Consider the following 22,318-nt stretch of genomic DNA (forward strand, 5'->3'; position numbering starts at 1 on the left):
CCACCACCGCCAGAGGCGGCACGGGCGGTACCGGCGGCGCGGGCGGTGCCGGCGGCGCCGGCGGCAACGGCGGTCAGAGCGGCACCCTGGTCGGCAACGGGGGTAGCGCGGGCAGCGGCGGCAACGGTGGGATCGGCGGCAAGGGTGCCAACGGCGGTTCCAACGGCGGTGCCGGCGGCGGCAATGGCGGCCTTGGCGGGGCGGGCGGCGCCGGCGGAGCCGGTGGATCCGGCGCCAAGGCGAATCTGTTCGGGCTCGGCGGCAGCGCGGGCTCCGGCGGCAGCGGTAACACCGGCGGCGGCGGCGGCAACGGCATCAACTCGACCGGCAGTGGCAATATCGGCGTCAGCGGCGGCAACGGTGGCGATGCTGGGACCGGCGGTGCGGCCGGGGCTGCGGGTACGGCCGGAACAGGCCTGCTCGGCAATGGCAGCGGTGGCACCTCGGGCACCGGCGGCGATGGCGGCAAGGGGGGCAACGGCGGCAACGGCGCTGCCGGCGCGTCCGGTTCCGGCGACGGGCAAAACGGCGTGAACGGTGGCGCCGGTGGGGCCGGCGGCAAGGGCGGCGACGGTGGGGCCGGTGTCGGCGGCGTCGGTGGTGGATCGGGCGGCCAGGGCGGCAACGGCGGCACCGGCGCCAACGGTGGCAATGGCGGTAACGGCAACACGAATCCCGGCGGCCAAGGCGGCAACGGCGGCAACGGTGGCGCGGGCGGCGAGGGCGGCGACGGCGTCGACGGCGGCAGCGGCGGACAAGGCGGTAACGGCAACACCGCCGGTCATGGCGGTAGCGGCGGCACCGGGCTCGGCAATCAGATCCTCGGCGGTAAGGGCGGCGACGGCGGCCTAGGTGGCGCCGGCGGCGCAGGTGGCGACTCCAGTGGCACCGGCACCAACGGCAGTGGCGGCAACGGGGCCGCCGGCGGCAACGGCGGCGGCGGCGGTGACGCCACGGACATCATCAACGACATCTACGGCGGTGGCGGTGGCGGCGGCGGCGCCGGCGGCAATGGCGGCAATGCCGGCAACGGCGGCGCGATCGCTGGCTCCGGCGGTAGCGGTGACGCCGGCGGCAGCGGCGGACAGGGCGGCGATGCCACCAACACGGGCAGCCCGTCTTCCGTTGCGTGGGGCGGCGTTGGCGGTGGCGGCGGCGCGGGTGCGGCAGCGACCGGTAGCGCCGGCGGGTCGGGCGGTGGCGGCGGCGGAGGCGGCGGGGGCGCCTTCGCCGCGACCAGTGGCCCCGGTGGCCAAGGCTCGGCGATCGGAGGTGGCGGCGGCGGAGGCGGCGCTGCCGGTTCAGCCACCGGCACAGCCGGCAATGGCGGCGCCGGCGGTGGTGCCCTCAACAACGAACCCGGCAGCAGCACCGGCGGCGAGGGCGGCGACGGCGGCTCCGGCGTCGGCGGTGGTGGCGGTGGCGGGGCAAACGCCAACGCGACTGCCGGAACCGGGAACGGCGACCCCGGCGTGGATGGTGCATCGGGCGGCACAGGGGGGCCGGGCGCCAACAGCGGCGGCTCCGATAACAACGGTGGCGACGGCGGCCAGACCCCCGGCGACGGTGGCGCCGCGGGCAGCGGATACAACGGCTTCGGCAACGGCAGCGCCGGACAAGACGCATAACCCTCCGGGCGGTACCGATAGTTTCGGCGCCGGCGCCCGTGGTACGAACGGTAGCAACCAGCCCTGATCCTGGGCCGGATGCGGCTAGGAGGGCGCGCGATCAGCAAGCTCGGCTTCTGGAGCATCGTCATGCTCGGGATCAACGCCGTCATCGGGGCCGGCATCTTTCTGACTCCCGGCGCGGTCATCAAATTGGCGGGCCCACTGGCGCCGCTGGCCTACATACTTGCGGGACTCTTCGCCGGCATCATGGCGCTCGTCTTCGCCACCGCAGCCAGGTACGTCAAGACCAATGGCGCTTCCTACGCCTATACGACCGCCGCGTTCGGTCAGCGTATCGGCATCTATGTCGGGGTCACGCACGCCATCGTCGCGTCGATCGCCTGGGGCGTGCTGGCGTCGTTGTTCATCACCACGCTGCTCAACATCGTTTTGCCGCAACATAATTGGGCCACCGACACCGCATTGTTCGGTACCCGCACACTGGCCTTCCTGATCTTCATCGCGGTGCTGCTCACGATCAACCTGTTCGGTAACCAGGTGATCGAGTGGGCCAACGGAATATCGACCGTGGGAAAGGTGTCGGCTCTGTCGGTGTTCATCATCGGGGGGCTGGCCATTGTGGTCATCCGGGGCGTCAACAGCTACGCGATGTCCGGCGACGCGGACGTCTTCCGGCCGGCGCCCTACGCGCTGTTCGGGTTCATCCAGGTCGGCCCATCCGGCGCGCTGTCCGGTCTGGTGCTTGCGACCATGGCCGCGCTGTATGCGTTCACCGGTTTCGAATCGATCGCCAACGCCGCCGAAGAGATGCACCGGCCGGAACACAACCTGCCCCGCGCCATTCCGCTGGCAATCCTGACCGTTGGTGCGGTTTACGTGCTGGCCGTCACCGTGGCCATGTTTCTCGGCTCCGACCAGGTCGTCCATTCCAGCGACACGGTGAAACTGGCAGCGGCCATCGGCAACGAGGCCTTCCGCACGATCGTGGTGCTGGGCGCACTGCTGTCCATGTTCGGCATCAACGTCGCCGCCTCGTTCGGCGCCCCCCGGTTGTGGACGGCGTTGTCCGACACCAGAACTCTGCCGGTCCGCCTTTCCCGCAAGAACCGGTTCGGCGTGCCCATGTTCGCCTTCGGTATCACCGCGACGTTGGCGCTGGCGTTCCCCCTGGCCCTGCGATTCGACCTGCAGAACCTGACCGGCCTGGCCGTGATCGCCCGGTTCATCCAATTCATCATCGTGCCGATCGCACTCATCGCGCTGGCCCGCGACACCACCGGACAGCACGCCGAGGTGAAGCGAAATAGCTTCACCGACAAGGTGTTACCGGTCGCCGCCGTGGTGATCTCCGCGGCCCTGGCGGTGTCCTTCGATTACCGCACGCTGGTGCTGACGCCCGAGGGCGGCGCCAACTACTTCTCGATCGTGCTGATCGCTCTCACTTTCGTGGTGGTGCCGGCCGCGGCCTACGTGCACTACTACCGGACCGTCAAGCCCTAGGCGACGTACTCCACCTCACCATCGTCGAGAACCAGTCGCGGGCCGAGCCCCTCGGCGCCGGACGCTTCGGTGCGGAACAGCGCCTTGCCGGGTTCGGTCTTCCAGATCAGCGTCGACAGCGTCTCGCCGGGAAACACCGGCTTGGTGAAGCGGGCGGCGATCGAGGTGATGTTGGCGGCCACCCCGCTGCCCAGTTCGGCGACGAGCGCCCGGCCGGAAACCCCATATGTGCACAGGCCGTGCAGGATCGGCCGCGGGAAACCGGCCAGGTTGGTGGCGAACCACGGGTCGCTGTGTAGCGGGTTGCGGTCGCCGGACAGCCGGTAGATCAGCGCCTGGTCCTCGCGGGTCGGCAGGTCGATCCGGGCGTCGGGCTCCCGGTCGGGGAACTCCGGCGCCACGGGCCGTTCGCCCTTCTCCCCCCCGAAGCCGCCTTCGCCGCGGATGACCAGGGTGGTGAGTGTCTCGGCGATCAACTTGCCGGAGTCGGGATCCTTGCCCTCGCCGCGCAACATCAGGATGGCGTTCTTCCCCTCGCCCTTGTCCTGAATGTCGGCAACCTCGGTGACCACGGACAGCTTTCCGGCCGGCGGCAATGGCGCATGCAACCGGACCGTCTGCGACCCGTGCAAAAGCATGGCCCAGTTGAACGTTCCCACCTTGCCTGCCGCCGCGAACGCGGGGCAGCAGATCACCGCGTAGGTGGGCAACACCTGCTGCGGGATGTCGTGACTGTTCTCGGTGGTGAACGCCAAATCGTCCAGTCCGGCGCCGACACCGAGTGCGTAAAGCAATGTGTCCCGGTCGGTCCACTCGAACAACTGAGGCTCGGTTACCGCACCGACGGCACTCGGGTCAATCGCCATGCGAGTCTCCTCTCGATTGAAAATTCACGCCTTTTCGGCACCTAACCATCGCAAACCCTTCCCACCGACGGTGTCGGCAGGGCAGGCTATCGCCATGGTGAAGCGCACATTGATCTGTACGGTCTCCAAAGTCCTAGTCGTGGTGGCCGTGGCCACGCTCGTCGGCGCCTGCGGTGGCGGCAGCGCGGAGGCCCGCAGCATCACTTTGACCTTCATCCGCAACGCGCAATCCCAGGCGAACGCGGACGGCATCATCGACACCGGCATACCGGGTCCCGGCCTCACCGAGGACGGCAAGGCGCAGGCGCAGCAACTCACCCACCAGCACAACGACTTCGACGCCATCTACTCCTCGCCGACGGCGGCCGACCAGCAGACCGCCGGTCCCCTGGCCAGCCAGCTGGGTAAGCAGGTCGAGATCCTGCAGGGCGTGCAGTCCATCAATGCCGGCTGGTTCAACGGCAAGCCCGAATCGATGGCCAATTCGACCTACCTGCTGGCGCCCACCCGGTGGGTGGACGGCGATGTGAACACGAGCATCCCGGGCTCGATCAGCGGCGAGGACTTCAATTCGCAATTCACCGCCGCGATCCGCAAGGTCTACGACAGCAAGCACAGCAAGCCGGTGGTGTTCTCTCAGGGCACCGCGATCATGGTGTGGACCCTGATGAACGCCAGGAACCCGAAGCTGAGCCTGCTCAACAACCACCCGCTACCCAACCTCGGCCGGGTGGTCATCACCGGCAATCCGACCACCGGCTGGACGTTGGTGGACTGGGACGGCGTCCGCAGCTTCAGCTAGCGCGCTCTACACACCGAAGGTTGACGCGGGCGGCGCCTGCCGCCACGATGGGCTGCATGCGGTATGTCGTTACCGGCGGTACCGGGTTTATCGGGCGCCGGGTCGTGTCCCGGCTACTGGACTCCGAACCCGATGCGCAGGTGTGGGTGCTGGTTCGCAGGCAGTCGTTGGGCCGCTTCGAGCGCCTCGCGCAGCAGTGGGATGAGCGGGTAAAACCCCTGGTCGGGGAGCTGCCCGAGCTGGAACTGACCGACCGGGTGATCGACGAGCTGGGTTCGGTGGACCACTTGGTGCACTGCGCGGCGATCTATGACATCACCGCCAGGGAGGCCGAGCAGCGGGCCGCCAACGTCGAGGGCACCCGCGCCGTGGTCGCGCTGGCGCAACGCCTGGACGCCACGTTGCATCACGTGTCCTCGATCGCGGTGGCGGGCGATTTCCGCGGCGAATACACCGAGGACGACTTCGACGTCGGCCAGCAGTTGCCGTCGGCGTATCACCGCACCAAGTTCGAGGCCGAGGCGCTGGTGCGGGATACGCCCGGGCTGCGGTACCGGATATACCGCCCGGCGGTGGTGGTGGGCGATTCGCGCACCGGCGAGATGGACAAGATCGACGGCCCCTACTACTTCTTCGGCGTCTTGACGAAACTCGATGCGCTGCCGTCGTTTACCCCGATGCTGCTGCCCGATACCGGACGTACCAACATCGTCCCCGTCGATTACGTGGCCGACGCGTTGGTCGCGCTCATGCACGCCGACGACCGGGACCAGCAGACCTTCCACCTGACCGCACCGAAAACCCTTGGACTGCGCGGCATCTACCGCGGTATTGCCGGTGCGGCGGGGCTGCCGGCGTTGCGCGGATCGTTGCCCCGCTCGGTCGGCACCTCGGTGCTGAAGGTGAGCGGGCGCGCCAAGGTGTTGCGCAACATGGCGGCGACCCAGCTGGGCATCCCGGCCGAGGTTCTCGACGTCGTCGACCTGGCACCCACCTTCGTATCGGACAAGACACAAGAGGCATTGCGAGACAAGGGAATCGAGGTCCCCGACTTCCGGGTATACGCACCCAAGCTGTGGCGCTACTGGGCCGAGCATCTGGACCCCGACCGCGCCCGCCGCGACGATCCGAAGGGCCCGTTGGTCGGCCGGCACGTGATCATCACCGGCGCGTCCAGCGGCATCGGCCGGGCTTCGGCCATCGCCGTGGCCGAGCGCGGCGCGACGGTTTTCGCGTTGGCGCGCAACGGTGAAGCCCTTGAGCAGCTGGTCGCCGACATCCGCGCCAACGGTGGTCAGGCCCATGCATTCGCCTGTGACGTCACCGATTCCGCGTCGGTGGACGCGACCGTCAAAGACATCCTCGGCCGCTTCGACCACGTCGACTACCTGGTCAACAACGCCGGCAGGTCGATCCGCCGTTCGGTGGTGAACTCGACGGACCGGCTGCACGACTACGAGCGGGTGATGGCGGTCAACTATTTCGGTGCGGTGCGGATGGTGTTGGCGTTGCTGCCGCACTGGCGGGAACGGCGGTTCGGCCACGTCGTCAACGTGTCCAGCGCCGGTGTGCTGGCGCGCAATCCCAAATACAGCTCGTATCTGCCCACCAAGGCGGCGCTGGACGCGTTCTCCGACGTGGTCTCGTCGGAGACCCTGTCGGACCACATCACGTTCACCAACATCCATATGCCGCTGGTGGCTACGCCGATGATCGCGCCGTCCAAGCGTTTGAACCCGGTGCCGGCGATCAGCGCCGAGCGCGCGGCGGCGATGGTGGTGCGCGGCCTCATCGAAAAGCCGGCGCGCATCGACACCCCGCTCGGAACACTCGCCGAAGCCGGCAACCACTTTGTGCCCGGGCTCTCGCGTCGGATTCTGCATCAGGTCTACCTCGGCTATCCCGACTCCCCGGCCGCGCGCGGCATCACCGAACCCGAGGCGCCGGCACCGGTTCGCCGGCAGCCCAAACGGCCGTCCCGCAGCGTCGCCCGGGTGGTGGGAGTGCCCCGGCCCGTCCGGCGGCTGGTCCGGCTGGTGCCCGGCCTGCACTGGTGAATATTCGGCCCGCCTAGACGTTTAACCCTGCGCGGCGGCGGTATTCCCGCGCCGTGGTGCGAATTGCCGGCGACGAGATCACGCACGGTGACTCGGTGGCCCCCGCGACTCCCGACCTGGCCGCAACGGCTGTGGCCGTGCTGCCGGCGTTCGCGCTCAGCCGCAGCCTGGACATACACCGGGAAGAATGGATCCGGTTGGGGAGGCACTGGGATGACCTGGTGCCCGACCCGTACGCCGCCGAGTTGGGCGTCCGGCGGCTGCGTCGTTACGGCCGGTACCTGATGGGTGACACAGCCCGCGCGGTGCCCACCGAAGACTTTGTCCAGCCCGGGGACAGCAACCCGCTCTATATCGGCAAGAGCCGCGAATTCGAATCGCTGACCCCGGCGTTCGCCGAGGACCCGGTGCTGCACGGCTTGCTGGCATTGCTGCGCGGGCTGGCGTCGGTACTCGACGAGGTAGCCGAATGGAACGTCAGCGTCATGTCCTCACGCTCGAAATACGCTCAGCTGTAGGTCTGGGTGGGATCCAGGAACAGCCGGAAGAAGTTGTCGGATAAGTCGTAATGCGCCTGCACGTCGTCGAAGTGCGGCTTCAGGTCGTCCGGCATTTCGCCAGCGTAAACCCAGCGTAGTGTGGCGCCGGTGAGCGCGGTGTTCGCGGATGTCGATACCGGCATCGACGACGCGATCGCGCTGATCTACCTACTGGCCAGCGGTGTCGATCTGGTCGGCGTCGCCTCGACCGGAGGCAACATCGCCGTCGACCAGGTCTGCGCGAACAATCTGGCCCTGCTCGAATTGTGCGGTGCGGCGGAGGTCCCCGTGTCGCGGGGCGCCGGTCAGCCGCTGGCCGGACCCGGTCCCCGTCGCGGAGACTTCCACGGCCCCAACGGTTTAGGTTACGCAGAGTTGCCGCCGGCCGAGCGGCCGGTGACCGGACACGACGCTGCCGCGGCGTGGGTGCGCGCCGCTCACCGCTATCCCGGCGAGCTGATCGGGCTTGCGACGGGTCCCTTGACCAACCTGGCACTCGCGGTGCGCGCCGAACCCGAGCTGCCGCGGCTGTTGGGCCGGCTGGTGATCATGGGCGGGATGTTCGGCAACGAAATCGACGCCGACCGACAGGCCGAGTGGAACGTGAAGGTGGATCCCGAGGCGACGGCGGAGGTGTTCGCGGCCTGGGCGGGGCGTGGTCACCTTCCCGTGGTGTGCGGCCTGGATCTGACCCGGACAGTGGCAATGACGCCGGATCACCTCTACCGGCTTCCCGGTGCGGGTCCGGTCAGCCGGTTTATCCGGGACGCGATGCGCTTTTACTTCGAAGTGCACCGTGACCGCGGCCTGGGCTACCTGGCACACCTGCACGATCCGCTGGCCGCGGCCGTAGCGCTGGACCCGCAGCTGGTGCAGACCCGCGCCGCCCGCGTGAGCGTCGGCCTGCGCGGCGAGCGCGGCCTCACCTCGGCCGGCTGGGATTCACCGGAACCCAACGCGCGCATCGGAGTCCGCGTGGATGCGGAAGCGGTGCTGGAGCGGCTGATCACGCGGGTCGCCGCGTTCGCGCGATCGGTGCGCTGACCGCGCCCCCGCCGCCACCTCCTGGCCTCAGTTTCTGCCCAATCCACCCTGATCCCCTTAGGGACACCGCGCCGGATCCCCGGCCTTTCGGAGGAACGTAGGCCGCATTTCCAGGTGGTCGCGCACAGGATGGCACGCTGGTCCCAAAAAATTTTGCGGTTCGTCTTGCAAAATGGGACCGCGGTACCTATTTTAGAAAGCACAATGAGACTCAGATCACGCACCGGGGCTGGTCTGGCACAGGGGAGGCGGTCGCAACCGCGACCGGGAGAAGGGAACAACAGGTGTCAGGAACCAGGCCGACCGTTCGGCGGCTCAACCTTTCCGTGGTCAACAACACGCCGACGGCGCAGGATGCCGGCGAGCGTGCCTGGGTCTCGAAAGCACTGTGCCGGAACACCGATCCCGACCAACTCTTCGTGCGGGGGGCCGCCCAGCGCCAGGCCGCGACGTTGTGCCGGCACTGCCCGGTGCTGCAGGAATGCGGCGCGGACGCGCTGGACAACAAGGTCGAGTTCGGCGTGTGGGGCGGCATGACCGAGCGGCAGCGCAGGGCCCTGCTCAAGGAGCATCCCGAGGTCGTGTCCTGGGGCGACTTCCTCAACAAGCGCAAGACCCGCTCCGCCGTCTAGGCTCCAAGCGCCGGCTTCTTCATTACGCGATTGTTACAGCGACACCGGTTCACGGCGTACATCAATGAATGACACTGCGGCATAAGCAAATCCGCAACGTGTGTTATTCAGGCCTACTCGTAGATTCCCTCCAAATACCACCTCCTCTGTCGATAGCACAGCAGTAGCGCCCGTTCGCTTTCCAACAGCACCTGGGCACGAGCGATCCGGCTGACCCCTGAATTGACCTCGGGCCGGTCATCCCACCAGCGCTCATCGACCGGCCAGGGTCCCGCCCACCAGCGCAACTGGTCGTCCCGACCGCGGACGGCCAGCCGGGCGGGGTCGGCGGAGAACAGCCCCCGGCTGGTGACTCGGACCGGGTTGCCTTGAGCGTCAAACAATTCCACCGGGTCATCCACCAGGACCGACGGCGACGGTTCGGGTAGCTGGCCGGGCCACGGCTGACTCGGGTCGGCTCGGGGCACCGGCTCGTCACCCAATGGGGTGAACGTGATGCGTTCGGCCGGCCCACGTCCGCCGGACAGCACCGGCACCTGCACCGCCTCCGGTCCCAGTAAGCCTTGCACCCGCACCAGCGCCCGTCGGGCCCGAAGCCGGTCCTCCTCCCCCAGCCCGCCCCAGAGTGGGAGTTGCAGCGCCTCGGCCGAGACCACCTCGACGGCCTGCAGCCGTAACGACGTCAGCGGTGCATCCAGGGGCTGACCGCGCGCGAGGCGATGACTCAACCATCCGTCCAGTTGCCAGCGCACCCGGTCGGCGGTGGCGTCCTCGGTCAGCGGTTCGGCACACCGCCACACCCTGCTCAACTCGTCGCCGTTGGCGGTGACGGCGTGAATGGCCAACCGGGTGCATCCGACCCCGGCGGCCAACAACCCCTGATGCAGGCTGGCAGCCAGCGAACGGCCGGCGAACGCCGCCGCGTCGACCCGGTCGATCGGCGGATCGCAGTCCAACACGGCGCCGAGCTCCTGCGGTGGTTCCCGTCCGGACGGCCCCCGCTCCGGTTCACCGCGGGCGAACCGATGCGCGGTCACCGCATCGGCCCCGAACCGGGAGGCCACGTCGGAGCGGGACAGCGCGGCGAACTGCCCCAAGGTGCGAATCCCCATCCGCCACAACAGGTCTGCCAACTCATTGCGCCCCGGCCCGGCCAGGCTCGGCTCGGTGGCGAGCTGGCGGATCGACAGCAACGCCAAAAACCGCGCGTCTCCGCCCGGCTCCACGATGCGCCCCGCCCGTGCGGCGAAGACAGCGGTGGACAGCCCGTCGGCGACGCCGACCTGACATTCCGCGCCGGCCGCGGCCACCGCGTCGATCAGCCGTTCGGCCGTCTGCTGTTCGGACCCGAAGAACCGGGCCGCCCCGCGCACCGGCAGCACCAGGAGGCCGGGCCGGAGCACCTCGGGCCGGGGTACCAGATCTTCCACGGCGGCGACCACTCCTTCGAAGAAACGGGCGTCGCGGTCGGCGTCGGCGGCCGCGATGTGCAGTTGCGGACACCGGGCCGCCGCCTCCCGGCGCCGCAACCCGCGCCGCACCCCGGCCGCCCGAGCCGTCGCCGAACAGGCGATCACCCGATTCGCCAAGGTGACCGCAACCGGCGCCGTCGCGGCCTGGCCGGCGGCTGCGGCCGCCGCAACCGCGGGCCAATCCATGCACCAGATCGCCAATACGCGCGAGCCAGGGGAACCAACCATCGGGATTACCCGGTGCGACCGCGGCCGATTGCCCGGCCGCAACTGTTGATCTGCAACCGCACCGCGCTGATCCGCCCGAAGCCCGGCCGGCATCCGGCGCTGAATTCATAGCCGCAGACCCGGGCTTCCAGCCGCGTCGCCGCGCCTTCCCAATCGCCGTCGGTGACCAGCACCGTGCATCCCTTCTGCCGGGCACGGGCCACCACTGCGCGCGCCCGGGTCCGCGTGACCCGGCGCCCACCCAGACCGAGCACCACCAGATCCATGCCGTCGACGAGCACCGCGGCCACTTCCACCGGATCGTTTCCGGGGTCCGGAATCACCGCGAGCCGATCGAGGTCCGCCCCCATTTCCACCGCCGCCAACAACCCGATGTCCGGCTGGCCCACGATTGCGACGTTGCCCCCGTCCGCCGACACGGTGGCCACCATGCGCAGTAACAAAGACCGCGCTCCCGACAACACCGCCACCGTCCCCCGGGGCAGCCGCGCCGGCCCCGTAGACGACACCGGTTCCACCGAAGCGGAATCCTTGCCGGAGATCGCCGCGATCTTCCGACGCAGCGATTCAAGCTGGTCAGCGCGATTTTCAGAGGCGAAAGCCACAGTCACGACCGCCTCCTGCTTGCCGGGTTTTCGAAAGTATGTTCGATCTGATTCGAAGTAAACACCTGCCCTCCGACAAGCGTCAAGCAACGTGAGAGGCTGCTTTATGCGCTCGATGCTGGTGTGGCCACTGGTATGTATTGGGGTGAATTTCGGAGTCACTTCAGCCCCACCGGCCACCGCCGACACAGGAGATTGCCGACCCGCCGCCCTATTCATTTCGACTGACGGCTCACCGCTCTTCGACCTACAAGCCAGCACGACGATCGCACTTAACGGCGCCTCAGTCACCGGGTCTACCCCGCTGGACGGGGTGTACTGGTCGGGCGAATCGGCGGACGTAGGACGGGCCCGCCGATTCCAGCTCTGCGTGGTCGACGAACCCACGTTGCACACCGTCGCCGAGGCGCTATGCCGCCAGTTCAACCAGCAAGCGGTATTGACCTTCGACTACCTGCCCGAGGACACGGCCCACGCCAACGCCAATGCCAACGCAATCGCCATCGCCGTGCCCGACGTCGACTTCGCCCGCTTCGTGGCCGCGTTTGTGGCCGATCCCGCCGCGCACCGTCGACTGCAGGGCGGATCGGTCACCACCGCCGACCACACCCTGATCCTTATCGCCGGCAAAGACGATCTCGATACCGCCCGTCGCCTCGTCCATGCATCCGGCGGTGACTGGGCCAGGGCCACCATCACCTACGGCGACCGCGAACTGGTGAGCTAAGCAGATACAAGGGAACCTTGTACCCCTGCAAGAACGAGGCCCCTACTGCACCGCCGGTTGTGGCTGAAAAATCAGTGCCATGAACATTCACACCAACACCGCCACCACAAACACCCTGCGCACCAGGGGTTTCCAGCGCACCATCGCCGGCGCCCTGCTGGCCACGGCGATCACCGCGACCGCCATCGGTCTTGCTGCGCCCGGATGCGCCGACAGCGGGGACCAGGCGCAACTGCAATCGCTGATACCCACACCGGCCAACACTGCGCTCACCGACGGTCCCGACTCCATCTCCAACAACGGCATCCGCATGCACTTCCTGGTGAATGCACCCGCGACTGCAGTTCTGGACGCATACAAGACCGCGCTGGAAGGCAAGGGCTGGACGGTGACCGTCACCAATTCCGGCGGCCGGGGCGGCGGCGGTGGCGCCACCTACACCGCAACCAGGGGCGCGGCCTACGGTGTGTTCACCGGAGGAGGCTTCGGCAGCACCACCGACGTCAATGCCTGCGCATGGCAATCCAAGCCCGCCAACACCAACTGCGGCGGGGACGACCGGCAGTAGTTCCGTCAGCTGAGAACAGTCACGCCGGTCGGCGCCGAAAGCCCCGCCGGCACAAATGTTTCCGGCACGAATCGCCGGAAAGCGGGGTGGTGCCCCGCTACTCCCACTCGATGGTGCCGGGCGGTTTGCTGGTGATGTCCAGCACCACCCGGTTGACCTCGCGCACCTCGTTGGTGATGCGGGTCGAGATCCGTTCCAGCACCTCGTAGGGCACCCGGGTCCAGTCGGCGGTCATGGCGTCCTCACTGGACACCGGCCGCAACACGATCGGGTGACCGTAGGTGCGACCGTCGCCCTGCACACCCACCGACCGGACGTCGGCCAGCAGCACCACCGGGCACTGCCAGATCTGGTTGTCCAGTCCGGCCGCGGTGAGCTCCTCGCGGGCGATCGAGTCCGCCCGCCGCAGCGTCTCCAACCGCGCCGCGGTGACCTCACCGACGATCCGGATACCCAGACCGGGTCCCGGAAAGGGTTGCCGGGCAACGATTTCCTCCGGCAGGCCCAACTCTCGACCCACCGCGCGCACCTCGTCCTTGAACAACAGCCGCAACGGCTCGACGAGAATGAACTTCAAATCGTCGGGCAGTCCACCCACATTGTGGTGGCTCTTGATGTTGGCGGTGCCGCTGCCTCCGCCGGACTCCACCACATCGGGATACAGCGTGCCCTGTACCAGGAACTCAACCTCAGAGCCGCTGTCCCCCACGATGTCTCGGACCGCACCCTCGAAGGCCCGGATGAACTGGCGGCCGATGATCTTGCGCTTGCCCTCGGGGTTGGTGACACATGACAACGCATCCAGGAAGGTCTGCGCGGCATCGACGGTGACCAGGTTCGCGCCGGTGGCCGCCACGAAATCCCGTTCCACCTGGGCGCGCTCACCAGCCCGCAGCAGCCCGTGATCGACGAAAACACACGTCAGGCGGTCGCCGATGGCGCGCTGCACCAGGGCGGCGGCCACCGCGGAATCCACCCCGCCGGACAGGCCGCAAATCGCGTGCCCGTCGCCGATCTGCTCGCGCACCTGCTCGACCAGCGCGTTGGCGATGTTGGCCGGCGTCCACTCCGCACCGATCCCGGCGAATTCGTGCAGGAACCGACTGAGCACCTGCTGCCCGTGCGGGGTGTGCATCACCTCCGGGTGGTACTGCACGCCGGCCAATCGACGTTCGCGCGCTTCGAACGCGGCAACCGCCGCGCCGGCGCTGCTGGCCACCACCTGAAATCCCGCCGGTGCCGCCGTGACCGCGTCCCCGTGGCTCATCCACACCGGCTGAACGCCGGGCAGGTCCGAATGCAGTTCACCGCCAAGAACTTTCAACTCGGTCCGGCCGTATTCGCTGGTGCCGGTGTGCGCGACGGTGCCGCCGAGCGCCTGCGCCATGGCCTGGAATCCATAACAGATGCCGAACACCGGCAGATCCAGGTCGAACAACGCCGGGTCCAGCTGCGGGGCGCCCTCGGTGTAGACGCTGGCCGGCCCGCCGGACAGCACCACCGCCAGCGGGTCGCGCGCCGCAATTTCCTCGACCGAGGCGGTATGCGGGATGACCTCCGAGAACACCCGCGCCTCGCGGATCCGGCGGGCGATCAACTGCGCATACTGTGCACCGAAGTCGACCACCAACACGGGCCGCGGCGAGGCTGATTCCACGGGCACCGAGTCTAGTGGCTGTCCGCCTGGCGATCCGCACCCGGCTCGATCGCTTTCGTTGCCGATTGCGGTTCCCGAACCGCCACAATGCCATTCAACAATTTTCTCGGTTCTGGCGTGAATCGGCTGATTGGGCCTAACGGTATACTGACCGGCACGGGGTCGAATGATGAAGGGCCGGGAAAAGTGCGGGTCACCGGAAAAATAGTGCGTTTCGACGGAGTGCGCGGTTATGGTTTCATCACGCCGGATATCGGTGGCGAAGATGTTTTCCTGCACGTCAACGACCTTGAGGTGGAGAAACAGCGAGCGGTCCGCGGTACCAGGGTCTCCTTCGAAATCGACGAAGGCGACCGCGGAAAGTTCGCCCGGGAAGTGCGGCTGGCGAATGACACGGGTCCAGGCATAGATGACGGGTCAGCGGCCGGCGACGAATATTTCGACGTCCTTTCTGCCGACGAATTCCGCCACACCATCACCGAAAAGCTTTTACACATAACTCCGGCGTTGGATGCCCAGCAGATACTCGCGGTGCGGAGCAGCTTTGAAGAGGTGGCCCGTAAACACGGCTTGATTGATTCGTAGTTTCCGGCGGGACAGCTTTGGGCATGGGAGTGAGATAGCCGACTACGCGAAAGCGAGGTTCCGCCCGTGGCTTCAGCGCTGGGTCTGCCCGAGGAGGTTCGCGCCTGTCTGTTCGACCTCGACGGTGTGCTGACCGACACCGCGAGCGTGCATACCAAGGCGTGGAAGGAGATGTTCGACTCCTTCTTGTCCCAGCGAGCCGAAAGCACCGGAGAGGAGTTCGTCCCCTTCGATCCCGCCGACGACTATCGGCAGTACGTAGACGGCAAGAAACGCGAAGACGGGGTCCGGTCGTTTTTGCAGAGCCGGGATATCGAACTGCCCGACGGAAGTCCGGACGACTCTGCTGACACCGAGACGATTCACGGCCTGGGCAACCGGAAAAACGACATGTTCCAGAAGGTCTTGCATGACGACGGCGTCAAGGTTTTCGAGGGATCACGCCGCTACCTGGAGGCCGTCGCCGAGGCGGGTCTGGCCATCGCCGTGGTGTCGTCGAGCGCCAACACCCGCGATGTTCTCGAGATCACCGGCCTGGACCAGTTCGTGCAGAAGCGGGTCGACGGCGTCACGCTGCGTGAGGAGAACATCGCCGGTAAACCCGCGCCGGACTCCTACCTGCGCGGCGCGGAGTTGCTCGACGTCGAGCCCGACGCGGCGGCGGTATTCGAGGACGCAATCTCCGGCGTGCAAGCGGGCCGAGACGGTAATTTCGGCTTCGTGATAGGTGTCGACCGGGTGGGGCAGGCCGAAGAACTGCGCAAGAACGGCGCGGACGTGGTGGTGACCGATCTCGCCGATCTGCTCGGTCACGACGACGGGAAGACCTCGTGATCTCCGAAGAAGCCTTTCCGGTCGAACCCTGGCAGATACGCGAGACCACCCTCAATCTGAACCTTCTGGCCCAATCGGAATCCGTATTCGCCTTGTCCAACGGGCACATCGGGCTGCGCGGCAACCTCGATGAGGGTGAACCCTACGGGCTGCCGGGCACGTACCTGAATTCCTTCTACGAGATCCGGCCGTTGCCTTACGCCGAAGCGGGATACAGCTATCCCGAAGCCGGCCAGACCGTCGTCGACGTCACCAACGGCAAGATCATTCGGCTGATGGTCGACGACGAGCCGTTCGACGTCCGGTACGGCGAATTACTGGACCACGAAAGGACTCTCGACCTCCGCGCCGGAACAATGACCCGCCGGGCGCACTGGCGCTCCCCCACCGGCAAGCAGGTCAAGGTGACGTCCACGCGGCTGGTGTCGCTGGTACACCGCAGTGTGGCGGCGATCGAGTACGTGGTCGAAGCGATCGACGACTTCTCCCGCGTCACGGTGCAGTCCGAACTCGTCACCAACGAGGATCAGCCGGAGACCTCCGACGACCCGCGGGTTGCGGCCATCCTGGAGAATCCGCTGGAAGCCGTCGACCACGAAAGTGACGGTTGCAAATCGCTTCTCATGCACCGGACGCGCAGCAGCGCCCTGATGATGGCCGCCGCCATGGACCACGAGGTGGAGGTCGAGGGACGCCTCGAGGTCACCACCGACACCCGCGCCGACCTGGCCCGCACCACGGTCATCTGCGGTCTGCGGCCCGGCCAGAAGCTACGCATCGTCAAATACCTGGCCTATGGCTGGTCGAGCTTGCGTTCCCGGCCGGCACTGCGGGACCAGGCCGCCGCGGCCATCACCAGTGCGCGTTACAGCGGATGGCAGGGGCTCATCGACGGGCAGCGAGCCTACCTGGACCTGTTCTGGGACACCGCGGACGTGGAGATCGAGGGGGACCCGGAAAGCCAGCAGGCGGTGCGGTTCGGGCTTTTTCACCTGTTGCAGGCCAGCGCCCGCGCCGAACGCCGGGCGATCCCGAGCAAGGGACTCACCGGCACCGGCTATGACGGCCACGCCTTCTGGGACACCGAAGGTTTCGTGCTGCCGGTGCTCACCTACACGGTGCCGCACGCGGTCGCGGACGCATTGCGTTGGCGCGCTTCGACATTGGATCTCGCGAAGGAACGCGCGGCCGAACTCGGCCTCGATGGCGCAGCCTTCCCGTGGCGCACCATCCGCGGTCAGGAATGCTCGGCGTATTGGCCGGCCGGTACGGCGGCCTGGCACATCAACGCCGACATCGCCATGGCCTTCGAGCGCTACCGCATCGTCACCGGCGACGAATCCCTGGAGGAGGAATGCGGTCTGCCCGTGCTTGTCGAGACGGCCCGTTTGTGGACGTCGTTGGGACATCACGACCGCAACGGCGTCTGGCATCTGGACGGGGTCACCGGCCCCGACGAGTACACCGCCATCGTCCGGGACAACGTGTTCACCAACTTGATGGCCGCGCACAATCTGCGCACCGCCGCCGACGCCGCCAAACGTCATCCCGACAAGGCCGGTGCGCTGGGCGTCACCACCGAGGAGATGGCCGTCTGGCGCGATGCGGCCGACGCCGCCAACATCCCCTATGACGAGGAGTTGGGCGTGCACCAGCAGTGCGAGGGGTTCACCACCTTCGCCGAGTGGGACTTCGAAACGAACACCACCTACCCGCTGCTCATGCACGAGGCGTACGTGAAGCTCTATCCCGCGCAAGTGATCAAGCAAGCGGATCTGGTGTTGGCCATGCAGTGGCAGAGCCACGCGTTCACCCGCGAGCAGAAGGCCCGCAACGTCGACTACTACGAGCGGCGGATGGTGCGCGACTCGTCGCTGTCGGCCTGTAGCCAGGCGGTGATGTGCGCCGAGGTGGGCCACCTCGAACTGGCCCACGACTATGCCTATGAAGCCGGGCTGATCGATCTGCGCGATCTGCACCACAACACCCGCGACGGATTGCACATGGCATCACTGGCCGGAGCGTGGATCGCCTTCGTCGCCGGTTTCGGCGGGCTGCGCGACGACCAGGGCATCCTGTCGATGGATCCGCAACTGCCCGACGGCATTTCGCGGCTGCGGTTCCGGGTGCGGTGGCGCAATTGCCGAGTCACGGTGGACACCGACCATGAGAACGTCACCTACGCGCTGCGCGACGGCTCCGACGCCGAACTCACGATTCTGCACGCCGGTGAAGAAGTCACGTTGACAACCGAAGAGCCGGTGACCATCCCGCTGCGTAAGCGCGAGGCGCTCCTGCCGCCGCCACCGCAGCCCCCGGGGCGCGAGCCGTTGCACCGCAGAAGCCTGACGCGCACGACCACCAATTAGGGACCAATTAGGAACCAATTAGGGACCACTTAGGCGCTTCCGCCGCGGCGGGCAGGCGCATTTCGTCCCGAACGTATGAGTCGCCTGGGGGTTAGCTACTCCCAGTAGACAGCAAAATCAGGCTAGGCTAACCTTGGCAACCTGAGTTCCCCCGCCGATTACCCAGCTAACTGAGTAGACCGACATTGACCTCTGCCACTAATAAGATTCGGACGTTCCACGGTTCGTTGCTGGAGCCGTTGTCGAGCCGGTACGCGAGCCGGGCCGGCTCGCGGCCACGGGTCGAATGGGTCCGGTCGGCCACTTCCGAGATTCCGTTCATCCGGCCTACCTTTCCGGGACCAGCCGAGCTCGCCGAGGACTTCGGGCGGATCTCTGCGGCGAACTGGTACACGAATTTCGGTCCGATGGAGCAACGGTTTGCCCGCGCCATGGGCGAATACCTCGGCCCGGACCTGCACGTTGCCACCATGGCCAACGGGACTATGGCGCTGATCGCCGCACTGCACGTCACGCTCGGGGAGGGCAGTCGGGATCGCTACGTGCTGATGCCCTCCTTCACTTTTGTCGGGGTGTCGCAAGCGGCGCTGTGGACGGGATACCGGCCTTGGTTCATCGACATCGACGCCCAGAGCTGGCAGCCATCCGTTCCGTCGGCGCGCTCGGTCCTGGAACGCTCGCGGGACCAAATCGCCGGCATTGTGCTGGCGAACGTATTCGGCGTCGGGAATCCGCAGATCGACGCCTGGGAGGCACTCGCGGCAGAATGGGACCTTCCGCTGGTGGTGGACTCCGCGGCCGCATTCGGCTCCACGTATGCCGACGGCACGCATGTCGGGGGACGCGGCGCCTGTGAGATTTTTTCGCTGCATGCGACCAAGCCGTTCGCGGTCGGTGAGGGCGGCGCTCTGGTGTCCCGCGACCGACGACTAATCGAGCAGGCGTACAAGTTTCAGAACTTCGGCTTCGCCAAGTCGCGCGAATCCACGCATTTCGGCATGAATGCGAAGCTGCAGGAGATCAACGCCGCCATTGGGCTGCGCCAGCTGGTAAACCTGGATCACCGTCTCTCCAGCCGCCGTAGCGTACTGGCGAGCTATCGTGCCGGACTTGCCGGCACAGGCATGTCCTTTCAGCAGAATGCGGATGCTTCGTCGCTCTGCTTTGCCAGCGTCTGTTGCAAGTCCGCTGATCAGAAGGTCGCGGTCATGGCCAGTCTGCACAGCGACGCGATCCGGGCACGTGACTACTACAACCCGGCACAACACCTGCATCCCTACTTCGCGACCAACAGCGAATTGGTGCAGAGCACGGATCTGACTGTCACAGAGGACATCTGTTCACGAATCGTGTCGCTGCCGGTGCATGACCACATGGCAGCGGTTGACGTTGCCCGGGTGGTGGCCGCAGTTCAGTCCGCCGGACGGTCGACGTGACTGAGGCATTCGCCGCCGGTCCGCCGAAAGTGAGTGTCGTCTCGATCGCGTACAACCAGGAGGATTACATTCGCGACGCCCTGGAGGGTTTCGTCGCGCAGATGACCGACTTTCCGGTCGAGGTCGTCATCGCCGACGACGCCTCCACCGACACCACGCCGGCGATCATCCGGGAATACGCCGAGCGCTACCCCGGCCTGTTCCGAGTCATCCTCAGGTCCGAAAACGTCGGTGTTTACGCCAATTTCGTGGAGACACTAGCCGCCGCGCGAGGTCAGTACGTCGCGATATGTGAAGGCGACGATTACTGGACCGATCCACTCAAGCTGGCCAAGCAGGTCGCATTCATGGATCAGCACCCCGAAACGACTGTGTGCTTTCACCCGGTGCGAGTGGTTCACACAGATGGGACACCCGAGTCGGTGTTCCCGCCACTTCGCCAACGCCGCAACTTGAGCCTGGAAGCCCTGCTGGAGCGCAATTTCATTCAGACCAATTCCGTGATGTATCGCCGCGACATCCGCTACGACGACATTCCGGCCAACGTCATGCCCATCGACTGGTATCTGCATGTCCGACACGCAATAAACGGTGAGATCGCCATGCTGCCGGAAACAATGGCAGTGTATCGTCGCCAGCCACAAGGTATTTGGTACGACGTCGATCACGACCGCCAAGAGTTCTGGCGCAAGCGGGGCCACGGGGTGGCCGCCTCCCTGAATGCAATGCTTGACCTGGTTTCGGGCGACGAGACCCGGGAAAGGATTGTCGGCAAGGTTTCCGACATCGTCTTCGCGGAGATGGCACGGCTGCCGGGCTCCGCGGGACATGACGTCCTGCGTCAATCCATTGCGGACCATCCACGGTTGGCGGCGCTTGCCTGGCAGCACCGCTGGACGCGAACACCTTTGCGTCGGCTTGAGCACAAGGTGTCCAGAGCGCAGTCCGCGACTCAGGTTTACTCTGCGGCGGTCGTACACCAATTCAAAAAGCGACGCCGTAGTAGCGCTCGAACGCAACCGTGACGGGCGCTAAGCCGACAGTTGAGTTCCGCACGCACCGACGGCCCCGTCGTAGCTGTGCGCAGCAATAAGACTGGGGGCCAACAGTTTCGTTAACGAACGGATGCGGGGTGCGCTCTCCACGTGCCAGAACCGGATCGTCGAGTTGAAATTGCCGCCGACCAGCGGCCCGATCACGTGAACCCCCGGACTGGCCTCGAATTCGTCGTTCACCTGGACGCCGCGGTTGGTGCGGTTCGGCCGGCACAGGCCGTTACGCATCATGCTGACCAATAGCGGCGACGAACACGCGTCCAGATCCTCGAAACCGCCGCAATTCAACACCGCGGCAAACGTTTTCGGATGCTTCCGCTCCCCTTGCGGGGTACGGTAAAGCACCGTGGCGACCCGCCTGCCTGACGTGCACGCGGCCACGCTGACAACTTCTCCCGCCAGCATGGTGAGTTTGCCTTCGGCCGCCAACTCGTCGGCGGCCTGACGGCAGTCGCGTCCGGCGCGCCGCACCAATTTGGTGTAGGTCATCCCGTGCACGCAGTGAAACTCCTCCTGCTGCACGGGATCCATCCGGCCCAGCGCTTGGCCCACCAGCGCCCCGATGCCGTCATACAGATCGGCGATATTCAGGGCCCGTTGTTCGGCAGTTTCCAGATCGGCACGAATCGCCGCCATAAGCCCCGCCGCGTCAACTGATTTGGCCGCAACCACCGCATTCAGTCGCGGGAAGTCGAAGTGCGGTGGGTCCTCGAGAATCGGGTAGGGGAGCAAGCCGGAACGGGAGATGACGGTGACGCAGTCGAGGTGTCCCCGAATGCGCGCGTCATGGCGCAACAGGTAGAGCGCTTCGAGTGAAGTCGCGTTGGAACCGACGATCAACACGTTGCGCTGCTCTGACGCCTCGACCCGCGCCAGTGCGCCACGGAGCCGCGCCATGTTGCTTTCCCCGTCCGGGAAGTACAGGTCGTTGAGGTAGGTGAAGGGTGCGGGGGCGGTGTCGGCCCATAGGTTTTTCGGCGGCGGACTACCGACGGCGACCACGACCTTGCGTGCCCTGATCTCGTTGGGCCCAGCTGAGCTCAGGCCGACCACGAAGCGACCGTCCGCACCCGTCACGCTGATCGCTTCGGCGTGGATGGGCACCACCTCGGCCACGTTCGATTCCTCGAGCGCGGCGACGGCGGCAGCGACCTGCTCGGCGATGAATGTGCCGAACACGTTGCGCGGCAGGTAAAGCTCGCCCCACTGATTGGCCTCGAGTGCCGCTCGGTTGTCGCTGATCCAGCGCGCCGCCGCGTCACCGCCCCGGTCCTGGAAGGCCGGCAGCCAGCGTTGTTTGTTGTGCTCCAGCCAGGCGATGTAGGCCGACCTCTCGGGTTCCTGGATGAACTCGTCGAGCTTCTGGATTGCGAGCGAGCGGACGCTGGAGCGGCGCCCGTAGGGAATTCCGCACCAGAACTGGTCATCGCGCTCGACGACGGCGATTCGCAGTTTGGTCGGCCGCCGGCCGGCCTGCAGGATCTGAGCCATTTCCAGCAGGGTCATGGAAGTGGCGATGCCACTGCCGATGAAGGCGAGATCGAACATCGGCGGAGCGCTGGTACGTTGCACGCACTCCGCCTCTCCATCGCTCCCGCCGAATTAGGGAAGGCTAACATAATCTGCTGGCGGGAGAAGTTGTCAGCGTGGCCGCGTGCTCGTCAGGCAGGCGGGTCGCCACGGTGCTTTACCGTACCCCGCAAGGGGAGCG

19 protein-coding genes and 2 pseudogenes are annotated in these 22,318 nt (G+C 66.7%); 14 read left to right on the plus strand and 7 right to left on the minus strand.

Annotation, left to right across the window (positions count from 1 at the left end):
- Together A9X01_RS31860 and A9X01_RS11555 are read left to right on the plus strand one after the other, a co-directional pair.
- Positions 1–1,628: pseudogene (locus tag A9X01_RS31860) on the plus strand (PE family protein); the annotation flags it as partial.
- A gap of 78 nt (positions 1,629–1,706) precedes the next feature.
- The gene (locus tag A9X01_RS11555; RefSeq protein WP_081282334.1) at positions 1,707–3,131 is read left to right on the plus strand and encodes an APC family permease; all 1,425 of its coding nucleotides are present in this window, start codon (positions 1,707–1,709) and stop codon (positions 3,129–3,131) included.
- Here the strand turns inward: A9X01_RS11555 and A9X01_RS11560 are convergent.
- On the minus strand, positions 3,128–3,997 hold the full coding sequence (locus tag A9X01_RS11560) for a MaoC/PaaZ C-terminal domain-containing protein (RefSeq protein WP_065120914.1): 870 nt from the start codon (positions 3,995–3,997) through the stop codon (positions 3,128–3,130). The genes A9X01_RS11555 and A9X01_RS11560 overlap by 4 nt on opposite strands.
- Before the next feature lie 94 nt (positions 3,998–4,091).
- Between A9X01_RS11560 and A9X01_RS11565 the strand changes: the two genes are divergently transcribed.
- The 3 genes from A9X01_RS11565 (at position 4,092) to A9X01_RS11575 (ending at position 7,374) form a co-directional block, all read left to right on the plus strand.
- Complete coding sequence (locus tag A9X01_RS11565; RefSeq protein WP_065120915.1) at positions 4,092–4,799, plus strand: histidine phosphatase family protein; 708 nt, start codon at positions 4,092–4,094, stop codon at positions 4,797–4,799.
- Between the two features lie 56 nt (positions 4,800–4,855).
- The gene (locus A9X01_RS11570; protein ID WP_065120926.1) at positions 4,856–6,856 is read left to right on the plus strand and encodes an SDR family oxidoreductase; all 2,001 of its coding nucleotides are present in this window, start codon (positions 4,856–4,858) and stop codon (positions 6,854–6,856) included.
- Positions 6,857–7,077: 221 nt separating this feature from the next.
- On the plus strand, positions 7,078–7,374 hold the full coding sequence (locus A9X01_RS11575) for a 2OG-Fe dioxygenase family protein (protein ID WP_253849086.1): 297 nt from the start codon (positions 7,078–7,080) through the stop codon (positions 7,372–7,374).
- Here the strand turns inward: A9X01_RS11575 and A9X01_RS29035 are convergent.
- Positions 7,368–7,469 (minus strand): annotated as a pseudogene (locus A9X01_RS29035) (class I SAM-dependent methyltransferase); the annotation flags it as partial. The gene A9X01_RS11575 and the pseudogene A9X01_RS29035 overlap by 7 nt on opposite strands.
- Before the next feature lie 25 nt (positions 7,470–7,494).
- On the opposite strand from A9X01_RS29035, the gene A9X01_RS11580 reads away from it, so the two are divergent.
- Together A9X01_RS11580 and A9X01_RS11585 are read left to right on the plus strand one after the other, a co-directional pair.
- Positions 7,495–8,439: a nucleoside hydrolase gene (locus A9X01_RS11580; RefSeq protein ID WP_155772034.1), complete on the plus strand. Its 945-nt coding sequence runs from the start codon at positions 7,495–7,497 to the stop codon at positions 8,437–8,439.
- 284 nt (positions 8,440–8,723) lie between these two features.
- Positions 8,724–9,071 carry a WhiB family transcriptional regulator gene (locus A9X01_RS11585; RefSeq protein ID WP_065120917.1) on the plus strand — a complete coding sequence of 116 codons (348 nt, stop codon included), beginning with the start codon at positions 8,724–8,726 and terminating at the stop codon, positions 9,069–9,071.
- Between the two features lie 113 nt (positions 9,072–9,184).
- On the opposite strand, the gene A9X01_RS11590 is transcribed toward A9X01_RS11585, so the two are convergent.
- Together A9X01_RS11590 and imuA' are read right to left on the minus strand one after the other, a co-directional pair.
- A complete protein-coding gene (locus A9X01_RS11590) occupies positions 9,185–10,771 on the minus strand; it encodes a DNA polymerase Y family protein (RefSeq protein ID WP_155772035.1) in 1,587 nt (528 codons plus the stop codon).
- 5 nt (positions 10,772–10,776) lie between these two features.
- On the minus strand, positions 10,777–11,382 hold the full coding sequence (gene imuA' / locus A9X01_RS11595) for a DnaE2-dependent mutagenesis accessory factor ImuA' (protein WP_065120919.1): 606 nt from the start codon (positions 11,380–11,382) through the stop codon (positions 10,777–10,779).
- A 139-nt stretch (positions 11,383–11,521) separates the two neighbouring features.
- Here imuA' and A9X01_RS11600 point away from each other — a divergent pair, with 139 nt between their 5' ends.
- Both A9X01_RS11600 and A9X01_RS11605 read left to right on the plus strand, forming a co-directional pair.
- On the plus strand, positions 11,522–12,103 hold the full coding sequence (locus A9X01_RS11600; RefSeq protein WP_172832495.1) for a hypothetical protein: 582 nt from the start codon (positions 11,522–11,524) through the stop codon (positions 12,101–12,103).
- Between the two features lie 79 nt (positions 12,104–12,182).
- On the plus strand, positions 12,183–12,671 hold the full coding sequence (locus A9X01_RS11605) for a hypothetical protein (RefSeq protein WP_253849081.1): 489 nt from the start codon (positions 12,183–12,185) through the stop codon (positions 12,669–12,671).
- A 97-nt stretch (positions 12,672–12,768) separates the two neighbouring features.
- Here A9X01_RS11605 and guaA read toward each other — a convergent pair whose 3' ends face one another.
- A complete protein-coding gene (gene guaA / locus A9X01_RS11610) occupies positions 12,769–14,328 on the minus strand; it encodes a glutamine-hydrolyzing GMP synthase (RefSeq protein WP_065120921.1) in 1,560 nt (519 codons plus the stop codon).
- Between the two features lie 117 nt (positions 14,329–14,445).
- On the opposite strand from guaA, the gene A9X01_RS11615 reads away from it, so the two are divergent.
- The 3 genes from A9X01_RS11615 to A9X01_RS11625 all read left to right on the plus strand — a co-directional run bounded on the left by A9X01_RS11615 (position 14,446) and on the right by A9X01_RS11625 (position 18,116).
- Entirely contained in the window at positions 14,446–14,913 is a 468-nt protein-coding gene (locus tag A9X01_RS11615; protein ID WP_253849083.1) for a cold-shock protein, read from the plus strand.
- Between the two features lie 66 nt (positions 14,914–14,979).
- Entirely contained in the window at positions 14,980–15,747 is a 768-nt protein-coding gene (locus A9X01_RS11620; protein ID WP_065120922.1) for a beta-phosphoglucomutase family hydrolase, read from the plus strand.
- The gene (locus tag A9X01_RS11625) at positions 15,744–18,116 is read left to right on the plus strand and encodes a glycoside hydrolase family 65 protein (RefSeq protein ID WP_065120923.1); all 2,373 of its coding nucleotides are present in this window, start codon (positions 15,744–15,746) and stop codon (positions 18,114–18,116) included. Before A9X01_RS11620 ends, A9X01_RS11625 begins: the two co-directional genes overlap by 4 nt.
- Positions 18,117–18,282: 166 nt before the next feature.
- Here A9X01_RS11625 and A9X01_RS31320 read toward each other — a convergent pair whose 3' ends face one another.
- Positions 18,283–18,438, minus strand: a complete 156-nt coding sequence (locus A9X01_RS31320) for a hypothetical protein (protein WP_172832494.1) — start codon at positions 18,436–18,438, stop codon at positions 18,283–18,285.
- On the opposite strand from A9X01_RS31320, the gene A9X01_RS11630 reads away from it, so the two are divergent.
- Both A9X01_RS11630 and A9X01_RS11635 read left to right on the plus strand, forming a co-directional pair.
- A complete protein-coding gene (locus tag A9X01_RS11630; RefSeq protein WP_366663636.1) occupies positions 18,428–19,552 on the plus strand; it encodes a DegT/DnrJ/EryC1/StrS family aminotransferase in 1,125 nt (374 codons plus the stop codon). The two genes, A9X01_RS31320 and A9X01_RS11630, sit on opposite strands and share 11 nt — an antisense overlap.
- A gap of 29 nt (positions 19,553–19,581) precedes the next feature.
- On the plus strand, positions 19,582–20,577 hold the full coding sequence (locus tag A9X01_RS11635) for a glycosyltransferase (RefSeq protein ID WP_065120930.1): 996 nt from the start codon (positions 19,582–19,584) through the stop codon (positions 20,575–20,577).
- 6 nt (positions 20,578–20,583) lie between these two features.
- Here A9X01_RS11635 and A9X01_RS11640 read toward each other — a convergent pair whose 3' ends face one another.
- Positions 20,584–22,155 carry an FAD/NAD(P)-binding protein gene (locus A9X01_RS11640; RefSeq protein ID WP_065120931.1) on the minus strand — a complete coding sequence of 524 codons (1,572 nt, stop codon included), beginning with the start codon at positions 22,153–22,155 and terminating at the stop codon, positions 20,584–20,586.
- Between the last annotated feature and the right edge of the window lie 163 nt (positions 22,156–22,318).

The organism is Mycobacterium asiaticum (genome assembly GCF_001668675.1).
Lineage (GTDB): Bacteria > Actinomycetota > Actinomycetes > Mycobacteriales > Mycobacteriaceae > Mycobacterium > Mycobacterium asiaticum_D.